Source organism: Mesorhizobium sp. NZP2077 (assembly GCF_013170805.1).
Taxonomy (GTDB): Bacteria; Pseudomonadota; Alphaproteobacteria; order Rhizobiales; family Rhizobiaceae; genus Mesorhizobium.
Genome location: NZ_CP051293.1, coordinates 4,903,020 through 4,916,792 on the forward strand (window position 1 = coordinate 4,903,020; position 13,773 = coordinate 4,916,792).

5 protein-coding genes are annotated in these 13,773 nt (G+C 63.9%); all 5 read right to left on the bottom strand.

Annotated features, from left to right (window positions below):
* Positions 1–32 precede the first annotated feature (32 nt).
* A complete protein-coding gene (locus HGP13_RS24620) occupies positions 33–1,805 on the bottom strand; it encodes a glucan ABC transporter ATP-binding protein/ permease (RefSeq protein WP_172229845.1) in 1,773 nt (590 codons plus the stop codon).
* A gap of 373 nt (positions 1,806–2,178) precedes the next feature.
* On the bottom strand, positions 2,179–10,776 hold the full coding sequence (locus HGP13_RS24625; RefSeq protein ID WP_172229848.1) for a glucoamylase family protein: 8,598 nt from the start codon (positions 10,774–10,776) through the stop codon (positions 2,179–2,181).
* A gap of 288 nt (positions 10,777–11,064) precedes the next feature.
* Positions 11,065–11,643, bottom strand: a complete 579-nt coding sequence (locus HGP13_RS24630; RefSeq protein ID WP_172229851.1) for a HutD family protein — start codon at positions 11,641–11,643, stop codon at positions 11,065–11,067.
* 85 nt (positions 11,644–11,728) lie between these two features.
* On the bottom strand, positions 11,729–13,399 hold the full coding sequence (gene hutU, locus HGP13_RS24635) for a urocanate hydratase (RefSeq protein ID WP_172234832.1): 1,671 nt from the start codon (positions 13,397–13,399) through the stop codon (positions 11,729–11,731).
* Positions 13,399–13,773 carry a hypothetical protein gene (locus HGP13_RS24640; RefSeq protein WP_172229854.1) on the bottom strand — a complete coding sequence of 125 codons (375 nt, stop codon included), beginning with the start codon at positions 13,771–13,773 and terminating at the stop codon, positions 13,399–13,401. The genes hutU and HGP13_RS24640 overlap by 1 nt, the downstream gene beginning before the upstream one ends.

The window sequence follows — 13,773 nt, forward strand, 5'->3', positions numbered from 1 at the left end:
TTTCCCTTCTCCCGCGGGGGAGAAGGAACGAGTTACGCGGCCGCGTCCTGCACGGAGCGGCTGAGGCGGCGGACTTCCTCGTCGTTGAGCAGGCCGCCGGCGCGCAGCAGGCTGGCGAAGCGGCCGTTGCGCAGCGACAGTTCGGCGAAGCCACCCATTTCGACCACCCTGCCCTTGTCCATGAACACGACCAGGTCGGCGTCGCGAACGGTGGTCAAGCGGTGGGCGATGATGAAGGTGGTGCGGTCGCGCCGCAGCTCGTCGATCGCTTCCTTGACCCGGTCCTCGGTCTCGACATCAAGCGCGCTGGTCGCCTCGTCGAGCACCAGGATCGGGGCATCCTTAAGCACCGCGCGGGCGATGGCGATGCGCTGGCGCTCGCCACCAGACAGCTGGCCGCCACGTTCGCCGACCACCGTGTCGTAGCCATTGCTCTTGGCCAGGATGAAGTCCTGTGCGGCCGCCGCGGTGGCAGCGGCATGGATCTCGTCATTGGTCGCTTCGGCACGGCCGACACGGATGTTGTCCTCGATCGAGCGGTTGAGCAGCCCGGCATCCTGGAACACGGTGGCGATCGAATGGCGCAGCGACTTGCGGCTCACGGTGCGAGTATCGATGCCGTCGATCAGGATGCGGCCGCTGGACGGCGAGAAGACGCGCTGCAGCAGATTGATGAGCGTGGTCTTGCCGGCCCCTGTCGGTCCGACAATGGCAACGGTCTGGCCGGCCTGAACCTCGAAGGACACGTCGCTGACGCCCTGCCCCGAATTGGCGAATTCGAAGCCGACATCCTCGAAACGGACATGGCCGGTGACGTTGGTGAGGTCGCGCAGGCCATCCGGCTCGGCGGCATCGGCAGCCGAGTCTTCGAGCTTGTAGAATTCCTCGAGCTTGGCGCGGGCCTCCGAAATCTGGTTGGCGAAAGCCGACAGCTGGTCGAGACGGGAGATGAGCAGCGTTGCGAAGCCGGTGAAGGCAACAACGTCGCCGACGCGCAGCTGGCCATGGGTGACCAGATAGGCGCCGATGATCAGCACGACCATCATCGATATGGTCGAGGACAGCCGCTGCAGCGCATTGGCGATCGCCCACCAGTCGAGCACGGGGTTTTGCGCGTCGAGCAGGTTCCTGACATAACGGCGCAGCGTCTCGGCCTCGTGGCCAAGGCGATTGTAGCTCTGCAGCACGGCGACGTTGCTGACCGAGTCGGTCACATGCGCGAACACCTTGTGGTAGTGGCGCTCGACGGCTGCCTGGCCTGCCTTGGTGCGCTTCATTACCAGCCGGCCGATGCCGACATAGAGCACGCCAAGCGCGAGCAGCACCATCGACATGCGCACATCCATGCTGAGTGCCGTCGGCACCAGCAGGACCAGCGTAACGGCCGTGGACAAATGCTGGCGCATGAATTCGAGCCATAGGCTGAACAGCGTCTCGACCGCGCGCAACAGCGTGTGCAAGGCGTTGGAAGTTCCGCGCTGATGATGCCAGGCCAGCGGCATGGTGATCACGCGTTCAAAGGACTGGCAGAGCACTTCCGAGCGGCGGGCATGGGCAAAGCGATCGGCGCCGCGCGCCACAAGCACAAAGGCAACGACACTGAAGACGCCGAGGCCGGCCCAGAGAGCGAGCATTGAAAAAACCGGACCGTGGCTGGAGATAGCGTCGATCACTCGACCAAACAGGATCGACTCAACGATCGCAATCGCGGCCAGCGCGACATTGGCGCCGCAAATCAGCGCGACGCGCCTCTTGTCGGATGCCAGATAGCCCAGCGCTCTCCAATAGATCTGCAGAAGTGACACTTCAGCTACTCCGCCAACTCTCTATTGTGCCCAATACCAATATTGTGCACTGCACCATTCCCTAAACACGTAACGAGTGATGCGTCGCAAAACAATGCCCGTCTACCGGTTCCGTTCCCATTTAGCGAACAAAACATGACGACGATACGAAATCTGACGTGATCACCTAACGGTTTGAGATAAAAGGTGAAATGTCAGCCTTGCGGCAAAATCATGGCAGTAGCGGTGCACTGCCACATTTTTAATCACGAGGGTATTGCAAGGCTTGATCAGGAGGCATCTGGCGGCCGTCGCCGCGGATCGCGCGCAAGTAACGGGGCGCTGCGTCGCGCGTCCCGAAGGACGCGCGATCTATTGATCTAAGCTGTTGATTTCACGCCGGTATCTTGACCACAATCTCGGTCTGAGTGCCGGCTTTGGGTTCGAAGGAAGCGGACTTTGTTTTCGAACCGTCGACTTCTAGCGAGATCGTCTTGGTCTTTTTGTCGCGAACCACATGAACCTTGATCTCGGCGCCCAGCATCTTGAGCGTGGCGTGGTAGCCATCCCAGTGGCTGGGCAGTTTCGGCCGGAACGTGATCTGCTTGCCGCGCCGTTCGATGCCGAGGATGCCCTCCACCGCCGCCCGGTAGAGCCAGCCCGCCGAGCCGGTGTACCAGGTCCAGCCGCCGCGTCCGCCCTTATCGTCTCCGGCATAGATATCGGCGGCGACCACGTAGGGTTCGACACGGTAGTGCTCGGCCGAAACCTCGTCGAATGCGTGGTTGACCGGGTTCAGCATCGAGAAGCAGCGATAGGCTTCGTCGGTCTGTCCCATCTCGGCCAGCGCGATGACGAACCATGTGGCGGCGTGGGTGTACTGGCCGCCATTCTCGCGCACGCCCGGCGGATAGCTCTTGATGTAGCCGGGGTCTTTCTGCGTCTTCGAGAAGGGCGGCGTGAACAATTTGACGATCTTGAGCTTGTCGTCGACGAGAAGCTTGGTGGCCTGTTGCATGGCCGTCGTCGACCGGGCCGGGTCGCCCTCGCCCGAAAGCACGCTCCAGGACTGGGCGATGGAATCGATCCTGCACTCTTCGGACGTGCGTGACCCCAAGGGCGTGCCGTCGTCGAAACTGCCGCGCCGGTACCATTCGCCGTCCCATGCCGTGCTTTCAAGCGCCCGCTTCAGCGCCTCGGCATGCTTTGCCCAGGCCTGCGCGCGCTTGCTGTCGCCCTCGCTCTTGGCAACAGGCGCGAAATCGCCCAGCGTCCTGAGCAGGAACCAGCCCAGCCACACGCTCTCGCCCTTGCCGTGCTCGCCGACGCGGTTCATGCCGTCGTTCCAGTCGCCGCCAAGGATGAGCGGCAGGCCGGCAGGACTGCTGCGCTTGATGGCAAGGTCGAGCGCCCGCGCGCAATGATCGTAGAGCGACACCGTCTTCTTCGAGATTTCGGGAGTGAAGAAGGCGTCGTGCTCCCCCTCGCCCAGCACCTGCCCGTCGATGAAGGGCAGTTGCTCCTTCAGGATACCGGCATCGCCGGTCACCTGGAGATAGCGCGCGGTGGCGTGGGCCAGCCATACCACGTCGTCGGAGATCATGGTGCGCACGCCAGCTCCGGTGCGCGGCAGCCACCAATGCTGCACGTCGCCCTCCGGGAACTGCCGCCGTGCCGCATTGAGGATCTGGTCGCGCGCGAGTGTCGGATCATGCGCCAGCAGCGCCAGCGTGTCCTGCAGTTGGTCGCGGAAGCCGAAGGCACCGCTGGCCTGATAGAAGGCCGAGCGGGCGCGGATGCGGCAGGCAAGGCTCTGATAGGGCAGCCAGTGATTGACCATGGCATCGAGCGCCTTGTCCGGCGTCTCGACCTGGATGGTGTCGAGGAAGGCGCGCCACTCGCGCTCGTTGTCGGCGAGCCGCTGGTCAAAATCCTTGCCCCTATGCGTCTGCACCAGCGCGCTCGCCTGCGCAGAAGAATCGGCATCACCGAGCAGCCACAGCAGCGTGACGTCGCCACCGGCCGGGATCTCGACGTCGCGGGCGATCGCCGCGCAAGGATCGTCTCCGGCCTCGACACGACCCGACAGCGCCGCACCGCTCAACACCGCCTGCGGCAGTTCGCTGGACCCATGCCGGCCGAGGAACTCCGAGCGATCAGTCGTGACCGAATGGACAGCGGCATCGGCGGCCAGGAAGGCCACGCGCTCGCTGAAATCGAGCCCGTAAGGGTTTTGCGCCAGCAACGCACCGGTTGCTCCGTCGCGCGACGGGACGATGGTTGCCGCGGTGCGCGACCGATGCCCGCCAAGCACCCATTCGGCATAGGCATAGATGCGCAGCCGCGCCGGCACCGAGCCGGAGTTCTGGATGCGCAGCCGCGAAATCTTCACCGGATCGATGGGGTCGACCACGTGGGTCAGGTCCATCGACAACGGCCCGCGCTTGGCGCGGAAGGTCGAGAAGCCCTGGCCATGCCAGGCTTCGTAGGTCATCGAGGGATCGCGCACCACCGCAGCGATCGGCGAGAACGCCCTGCCGCTGGCCTGATCGTAGATATAGATGCCCTCGCCCGGCCGGTTCGAGACCGGATCGTTCGACCACGGCGTCAGCTGGTAGTCGCGGCTGTTGCGGCTCCAGGTGAAGGCAGCACCCTCAGCGGACGTATGGAACCCAAACGAAGCGTTGGAGACGACGTTGATCCAGGGGTGCGGCGTGGTGCGTCGGCCAGCCAGACGCACCACATAGTGGCGTCCGTCGCCGTCGAAGCCGCCAAAACCATTCCATTGGCTTAGGCCCGTGCCATCGGCGCTGACATTCGCCACGGCCTGCGAGGCAAAAGCATGCGCCACCGGCGCCGAAATGTCGCGCAGAGCCGGCGATCCGGTCGGCAGCAAGGCGTCGCGCGCCTGCAGGGCAGCTGCCTCGGCCCGCTCGATCTGATCGAAGATGGTGCCGTTGCGCGTGTGCAGCACCACCCGGGCGGCGGCGAGCAGTGTCTTGTAGGTGGTCTCTTCCATCAGGTCGCGGCGCACCGCGAAAATGTGCTGGCGGGGACCCAGTTCCTTGCCGCGCAGACGGCTGTTTTCGCACAGTGTCTCGACCGCACGCTGCAGGTCCTGGACGTAGGACGAGGCCTGCTCGTTGACGACGACGAAGTCGATCATCATGCCGCGGGTGCGCATATATTCCTGGAAGCGCAGCGCCTGGGCAACGATCTCCAGATCGGCGACGTCGCCGATCCTGACCAGGAAGATCGGGAAATCGCCCGAAATGCTGGTCGGCCACAGGCTCGACTGCTTGCCGAGGCCCGAGGCGAGGGATTCGGCGGGAAGGCGCAGGAACGCGTCGGGGTAGATCAGATAGCGCGCCAGTTTCTGCACATTGGCGGCATCGGTCAGGCTGAGGCCCATATGGCGGGTCTGCACCTGGCTGCGTGTCCAGGCAAGCATCGCCTGGCGGGCAAAACTCTCCTGATGGTCGAGCCGGTTTATCGCCTCTTCCAGCTCGGTGCGGTTGGATCCGACCACGGTCCAGAAAGTCAGCGATATCTTCTTGTTGGCGGGCACGCGTACCTGGCGGCGCAGCGAGGCGATGGGATCGAGCGTGAAGCCGGAATGGCCGCGGAGTCTCGCGCCCGGATCGAAAGCGGCGGCGTCGACGATGGAGCGGCCACGGCCGATGAAGGCGCGCCTGTCGGTCTCTGCCTCGGCATCGCGCGCCGGTCCGGACGGATCGGTGACGAAATGCGCCAAGGTGATATCGGGCTCACTGGTTTCGCGCTTGCGACGCGTGGCGAAGATCGCGCCGTTGTTGGCGGCGATTTCGGTCTCGACGAACATTTTCGAGAAGGCCGGATGCGCGTTGTCGGAAGCCTCCGAACCGAGCACCAGTTCGGCAAAGGACGTCACCTCGATGTGACGATCGGATGTGCTTTCATTGTAGAGCGTGATGCGACGGCCTTCGCCATTGCCTTCGGAAACGACGATGCATTCGACCTCGGAGCGCAACGTGCCGACCGATTTGACGAAGCTCGCCTTGTCGTCGGAAAATAGGGTCTGTACCTTCTCCTCGGCCGCGCGCTTTGGCTCCGCCGTAGCCGACCACCAGTCGCCAGAGCTGACGTCACGCAGGAAGATGTAGGAGCCCAGGCGGTCCTCGACCGGATCGGGCTGCCAGCGGGTCACCGACAGATCGCCCCAGCGGCTGTAGCCGGAGCCTGTCGCGGTCACCATCACCGAATAGCGGCCGTTCGACATCACATTGGTCGAGCGCAGGGCCCGTAAGGGATCGAGCACGATGCGGGTGTCGGGGCTCTCGGTTTCAGTCTCGTCTTTCGCTCGCTCGTCCGCTTCGGTCCTGACGGTCGCGGTCGGGATGTCGCGCGGCGCCCTTTCCTGCAGCAAGAGTTCAGCCGATTCAATGACCGGATCGCTGTGGAAACGGTCGCGCAGGCGACCCTCGAAGATCGCGTCGGCGACCGCCGCGATCGACATGCCCGAATGGTGGGCATAGTAATTCAGCACGACCGCGTGGTTGGTGCCTTCAGGCACGCGCTGCGGCGTGAAATCGACCGCATCGTAATAGCCATGCGGGCCAAGCGCGCCGATGTCGCGCAGCCGAGCCAGATTCTGCACGGCTTCACGCGGGTTGAACTGCGCCGCCAGGATGGTGGCATAGGGCGCGATCACCGTGTTCTGGCCAAGGCCGCGCTTCAGGCCAAGGCCCGGCACACCGAAATTGGTGTACTGATAGGTCAGTTCCCGGTCGCGGGCATTGTAGGCCGCTTCGGAAATGCCCCACGGCACGTTTTTCTGTCGGCCATACTGGATCTGGCGCTTGATGATCAGCTTGCTGGTCTGGTTGAGGATCGAGCCTTGCGGCTCCTTCATCACCAGCGGCGGCATCAGATACTCGAACATCGAGCCCGACCAGGACATCAGCGCGCCCTGGAAACCGATCTCGACGATCGGGCGGCCGAGCCGGAACCAGTGCTCGGTCGGCAGGTCACCCTTGGCAATGGCGAACAGGCTGGTCAGCCGCGCCTCGGAGGCAAGAAGGTCGTAGCAGCTTTCGTCGAGCTGATGCTCCTCGACGCGATAGCCGATCGACAGCAGCTTGCGCTCCGGCCGCAGCAGGAAGGAGAACTCCATCTCGAAGGCAAAGCGGCGGGTGCGCTCGCGCAAGGTCAGGAGCTTGGCGCGCAGCGCCTCGACGGCATTGTCGTCGCTGTGGGCGTCGTGGACATGCGCCTCGCACGTGGCTTCCAGCCTTGCCGCCCAGTCGACGATAACGTCGCTCGGGGCCGACGCCGCCTCGGTATGGATCGCGGTCGCCAGCTTGCGGATCTCGCCCGCCAGCACGGCGAGGTTGATGGTGCGGATCGAAGCCATTTCCGGCTGCGCCTTGATGGTCTCGACGGCGCGCCGCATGCCGTCCAGACGGTCGACCAGACGCTGGCGCAGAGGCCTGAGCTGCCGGCGGTCGTCAGGCAACTCATCGAGGCTTTCGCTCAGGATCGTCACCGTGTCGAGAATGCCTTCAAAATCGCCCTGGAGGTGGACCGAAGGCGCTTCCGCCCATTCGGCACAGGCAGCCGCCACAGCCACCAGGTGGCCGGCGAGATTGCCGCTGTCGACGGCCGAAATATAGAGCGGATAGAGCGGCTTCAGCGTCGTGGTATCGTACCAGTTGAAGAGATGGCCACGGTGGCGCGGCATGCTCTCGATTGTTGTCATGGTGGCGTCGATGCGGGTGATGGCATCGGACAGGCTGATCCAGCCAAAATCGCGCGCCGAGACGACCGACAGCAGGTAGACACCGACGTTGGTGGGCGACGTGCGTGGAGCCACGACCGGTGCCGGGCTTTCCTGGTAATTGTCCGGCGGAAGATTGTGATGCTCCGCCGTGACGAAGCTTTCGAAATAATGCCAGGTGCGCCGCGCCACGGTGCGCAGCGTGTGGATATCGGCCTGCGATATGCGCAGCCGGTCCTCGGTTTCGGCCGAGCGGCTGATCCAACTGGCGATCGCCGGCGAGCCTATCCAGAACAGGGCGAAGAAGAAGGCGACGAAGGCGCCGGTGGAATCGGCCAGCACCGGAATGGCGAGGCCGACAAAGCCGATAATCACGGCGCCGTACATCATGCCGTAATAGGAGCCGACATCGTTGTCGCCGGCCTTGTGCGCCTGCGAGGCGGTGCGCCACTCCAGCAGATTCTGGCGGCTGACGAACAGGCGGTAGAGCGTGCGCACGATGGCATCGCCCATCATCCAGGCGTTGTGCGCCATCAGCACGATCTTCAGCGCCACCATGGCGGTGCCGAAGGCGACGTCGCGCGCCAGCGCCGAGAAATGGCCGCGCGGCGTCTGGTCGCCGCTCTTGGGCAGGATGGCGTTGACGACGTCGAAGGTCGGCGCCATGAACAGGCTGAGGATCAGCAAGGCCTGCCATTGCGCGGCCTGCGTGAAGGGCAGCAAGGTCCAGCCGGCGATCGCCGCCATCACCCAGAAGATCGGCGTCAGCGAGCGGCGCAGATTGTCGACCATCTTCCAGCGCGACAGGGCCGGAACGCCGGAGCGTGGATCGAGGATGAAGCCCAGCAACTGCCAGTCGCCGCGGGCCCAGCGATGGTGGCGCGAGGCGTCGACCGAGTAGCGGGTCGGATAGTCCTCGACCAGTTCGACGTCGGTGACCAGTGCTGCGCGCGCCAGCGCGCCTTCGAGCAGATCGTGGCTGAGGACGGTGTTTTCCTCGATGCGGCCCTGTAGGGCCGCCTCGAAGGCATCGACGTGATAGAGACCCTTGCCGGTGAAGGACCCGTCGCTGAACACATCCTGATAAAGATCCGAGACGGCGAAGACATAGGGGTCTAGGCCGCGATTGGCCGAAAACACCCGCTGGAAGAACGAGGCTTCGTCGCCTGATGTCAGCGAGGCGGTGATGCGCGGCTGCAGGATCGTGTAGCCGGCGGTGACAACGCGCTTAGCCGCGTCGAAATGCGGACGGTTGAGCGGATGGCAGAGCTTGCCGACAAGGGTAGCCACCGCATCGCGGGTAGTGCGCGTATCGGCATCGAGGGTCATCACATGGACGACTTTTTCCGGCAGCGGCACTTCGAGCGGCAGGAAAGTGGTGTCACTATCGCCACGCAGCAGAAGGTCGAGCTCGTGCAGCTTGCCACGCTTGCGCTCCCAGCCCATCCAGGCTCCTTGAGCGGCGTTGAAGAGCCTGCGGCGGTGCAGGATGTAGAAACGCGGCGCGGCCTCCGAGGGATAGCGGGCATTGAGACGAGCGATCTCGGCGCGGGCATATTCGAGGATCTCGGTGTCGGCCGCATCGATCTCGATCTTGCTGTCGGGCCAATCCGACAACAGCGCGAAATGGATCTCGTCCACCAGATTGGCAAGGTAATGCACTTCGATGTTGCGGATGTTTTCCTCGACATCGTCGCGCGAGCCGATCAGCGAAGGCACAACGACCAAAGTGCGCGCCTCGGGCGGCACGCCGTGCCTGTAGTCATAGCCGATCAGGCGTGTCGGCTTGAGGAAAAGCGAGACCACGGTGTTGAAGAAAGCTAGCGCACCCTCGCTCGCCGGCACGGCAAACAGCGCCAGCATCAGCACGATCGAGGTCACCGACAGGCCGAGATTGGCCAACGCATTACCGGTGAGGACAAGAAGCAGGGCCGTCAGTACGAAGACCGGCAGGACGATGCCAAGCCACCCGGTCTTGGCGAAGGTCCGCTTGGCGATCTGGCTGATCGTCTGCCGATAGCCGATCGCCTTTTCCAGCTCCAGCCGGCGCGGGCCGACGAGGAAGAAGCCGACATCGGTATGTGCGGACGGAGCTGGAACGGAAGCGTCGCCATCGCCAGCCGGTGCATGTTCGCTGGCGGCGCGTTCACTGGCGGCCTGGCCGGCCAGTTCGATGGCCTTTTCGGCGACGCGGTACTCCGAGAGGTTCGAGCGGCGCGCCAGTTCCTCGATCGCGGTGCGGTATTGGTCGCGCGAGAAGAAGTCGAGCGCGGCGAAATCGGTGCGCTCGCGCAGCACGGTATCGATGCGGCTGACGCCTTCGAACCACACCGTCCAGTCGACGTCGTTGATGAGGCGCAGGCCGCGGATGATGTTGCCGGTCGTCACATTGCCGCTGGATAGCGTGTGATGCTCGGAGATGATGATCTCCTCAGCATCGGAGCCGGTCTTTTCAAGCTCGCCTTCCAGCCATTCCAGGGCCTTGCCGGCATTCTGCGATCCATCGCGCAATCGATAAAGCAGTTGGGTGGCGAAGGTGGTGTCCTGCGCGTGGGCCCTGAAATTGGCCAGTATCGCCTGGCGGTCGGCGCTGTCGTCGGTCGCCAGCACCTTGTCGGCCACGTCGTTGGCGATCTGGCGCATCTGGCGGGTGCGATTGACCCTGACCGCCAGCCGGCGGAGATTCTCGATGAGCACGAAGCGCAGCAGCGATGGCAGCGCCCAGAGTTCACCGATCTTCAGCGGCTCGACCGACTGAAAGCCCTGGACGATGGACTTGAACATGGTCGCCGAGACGGAACTGTCCGAATGCGCGACATAGGTCCAGGCCAGCGCCAGCGCCCGCGGCACGATGCCGCCATCAGGTAGTTTCAGCGTCGGCAACTGACGGTAGAAGCGGCGCGGCAGATCGCGTTTGACCTGGAAAATGGTCTCCTCGACGAGGTAGTTGTTGTCCAGCAGCCATTGCGCGGCCGGGGTGATCGTTTCGCCCTTGGCTTGCGCCGCATTGGTCGAACGGTAGACTTCGAGAATCTTCTTGGCACTGTCGCGGATGCGGGCCTGGAAGTCGAACGGGGTCAGGCCGAACAGGTCGGCGAGATCGCCTTTTGCCAGGCTTTCGCCGAGCAGCCGGAGCCGTTCGTCCGGCAGGAATGTCGACCTTATAGGCTCTTCCGTGATTGCCGGGAAGTTCGCGCTGGTCTTCTCGATCTGGGCTGGATTCGTCTGAATATTCATTGAAAATTCCGTAAGCGGGCACACAGCGGCGTCACCGCCACGGCAATGGCCCTAAAACCGGTTCAAATGCAATTGGTTGCATAATCCCACTTGCCGAAAGTTTGTTTCCGCACCACGACAGGGCGTCATCTCTCGGCAAAAATTCCAAGACGAGCACCCCTTTTCCCGTCGAGACCGATCGGCGGAGAGGATTCGGGCTTTTTCGTGATGCCGGCAAGAGCTTACGCTATATTTCGCCGGCAGCGCGATCATGTTTGGAAACAGGCGGTAACCGTTGGCGCGAAGGCGTCAGACCGCGATGGTTATCCGAATGACGAACAGAGTCGTGTCCCGAACGGGCTCAACCCGCAGGATAGGTGCATCCCGCCCGATCAGCAGCGTGTCGAGCGGCTCAAGGCGAATTGACCCGGCGTCGGGGAAAACAGCTTCGCCCTTGTGACAAAGGATGAGAGTTGAACCGGCCTCGGTTGCGATCTCCACGGGCCGCGAAATCGCCAGGCGTTCGACCGAATGCAGCGTGCGGCCGCGGCGGGTCATGACGTTGAGATCGGTGATCACGCCGCCGATCAGGGCGGCGCTGGTCGGCAGGTCGGCCGCGAAGAAGAAAGGCGCCGAAGCCGGTGTCAGCCGCGCCGCCGGCTGACCGGCGACATCGAGCACGATCCCCTCGCCTTCCAACACCGACAACGTGCGATCGATGCCGGCAAAGCTGGAGAACGGCCCGCTACCCTCGACGCGCGCCATCGACACGCGCCAGTCGAAGTCGTCGAGACCGGCGCCGTCTGGCGAGACGGCGATCTCGGTCGTCGTACCGCCGCCGTTCTTCCACGGCATGACGCGGTAGTCGGCGGCACGAAGGATGCGCATGCTTAGCCCTCCGCTATGGCTACGGGCATTCGAAACTCGAAAAGCCGATTCTGCGGCTTTTCGCCTGCCTGCGGCCGGACGTTTCTCACCCGAGAATGCCTGGCAGGTTGAGCTGGTGTTCCCTGGCGCAGTCAATGGCGATGTCGTAGCCGGCATCGGCGTGACGCATGACGCCGGTCGCCGGGTCGTTCCACAGCACCCGCTCCAGCCGCCTTGCGGCGTCCGGCGTGCCGTCGGCAACGATGACCATGCCGGCGTGCTGCGAGAAGCCCATGCCGACGCCGCCGCCATGATGCAGCGACACCCAGGTGGCGCCCGACGCGGTGTTGAGCAGCGCGTTGAGCAGCGGCCAGTCGGACACGGCGTCGGAACCGTCCTTCATCGCTTCCGTCTCACGATTGGGCGAAGCGACCGAGCCCGAATCAAGGTGATCGCGGCCGATCACGACTGGCGCCTTGAGTTCGCCCTTGGCCACCATCTCGTTGAAGGCAAGGCCCAGCCGGTGGCGGTCACCGAGGCCGACCCAGCAGATGCGCGCCGGCAGGCCCTGGAACGCAATGCGCTCGCGCGCCATGTCCAGCCAATTGTGCAGATGGGTGTTGCCGGGGGTGAGTTCGCGCACCTTGGCGTCGGTCTTGTAGATGTCCTCCGGATCGCCGGAGAGTGCCGCCCAACGGAACGGGCCGATGCCGCGGCAGAACAGCGGGCGGATATAGGCCGGCACGAAGCCGGGGAAGGCAAAGGCGTTCTCGAAACCTTCGTCCTTGGCGACTTGGCGGATGTTGTTGCCATAGTCGAGCGTCGGCACGCCGGCGTTCCAGAAAGCCACCATAGCCTCGACGTGTTCGCGCATGGAAGCGCGGGCCGCCTTTTCGACCGCCTTGGGGTCGCTGACGCGCTTCTCGCGCCACTCGGCCATCGTCCAGCCCTTCGGCAGATAGCCGTTGATGGGATCGTGGGCCGAGGTCTGGTCGGTGACCATGTCGGGGCGGATGCCGCGCCTGAACATTTCGGGCACGATCTCAGCCGCATTGCCGAGCAGGCCGACCGACTTCGCCTCGCCGGCCTTGGTCCAGCGCTCGATCATTTCCATCGCTTCGTCGAGCGTCTCCGCCTTCTCGTCGACATAGCGGGTGCGCAAGCGGAAATCGATCGAATCCGGGTTGCATTCGATGGCCAGGCAGCAGGCGCCGGCCATGACGGCGGCCAGCGGCTGGGCGCCGCCCATGCCGCCGAGGCCGCCGGTCAGGATCCATTTGCCCTTGAGGTTGCCGCCATAGTGCTGGCGGCCGGCTTCGACGAAGGTCTCGTAAGTGCCCTGCACGATGCCTTGCGTGCCGATGTAGATCCACGAGCCGGCCGTCATCTGGCCGTACATCATCAAGCCCTTCTTATCGAGCTCGTTGAATTTGTCCCAATTCGCCCAGTGCGGCACGAGGTTGGAATTGGCGATCAGCACACGCGGCGCATCGGCGTGCGTGCGGAACACGCCGACCGGCTTGCCGGACTGCACCAACAGTGTCTCGTCCTCGCCAAGCGTCTTCAGCGAGGCGACGATGCTGTCGAAATCGTTCCAGGTGCGCGCGGCGCGGCCAATGCCGCCATAGACGACCAATTCGTTGGGGTTTTCGGCAACCTCGGGGTCGAGATTGTTCATCAGCATGCGCAGCGGCGCTTCGGTCGTCCAATAGCGGGCGTTGAGCTTGTCGCCGCGCGGCGCACGGACTTCGCGAATGTTGTGGCGAGGATTGTTCATCATTGTCCCTTTCGAATGAGATGCGCGGTGCTGCGAGAGCCTTCGGCGCTGATCCAGGTGACTTGTTCGTGGTCAGGATTGGAGGAATCGATGGTCATGTCGTAGCAAGCCCAGGCATCGGAAGGCGGCCACAGCGAGCAGTACTGATCGCCGCGGACGTCCCAGCGGCCTATCTGGTGACTCTCGCCTCTGGCATAGCTGGTGGCGCCGCCGTCATCGAAGTCCTGGGACCAGCCGTCACCCTGGACACGCGCCCCCTTCAGGTCGGCGAGAATTTCCGGACCCTTCATCGCCACCTCGGCGGCGGCCGCGGAAACAATCGCAGTTGAAAGCAGCCCAGCGGCGAGAAGGAATGTCCTGACATGTACGGCCAT

Bases quoted from the DNA above. Each gene is read 5' to 3' on its own strand.
- HGP13_RS24630 (WP_172229851.1), bottom strand. From the start codon at position 11,643: ATGCGCATCCTTCGTGCCGCCGACTACCGCGTCATGCCGTGGAAGAAC.
- HGP13_RS24625 (WP_172229848.1), bottom strand. From the start codon at position 10,776: ATGAATATTCAGACGAATCCAGCCCAGATCGAGAAGACCAGCGCGAAC.
- hutU (WP_172234832.1), bottom strand. From the start codon at position 13,399: ATGAACAATCCTCGCCACAACATTCGCGAAGTCCGTGCGCCGCGCGGC.
- HGP13_RS24640 (WP_172229854.1), bottom strand. From the start codon at position 13,773: ATGGCCGTACATGTCAGGACATTCCTTCTCGCCGCTGGGCTGCTTTCA.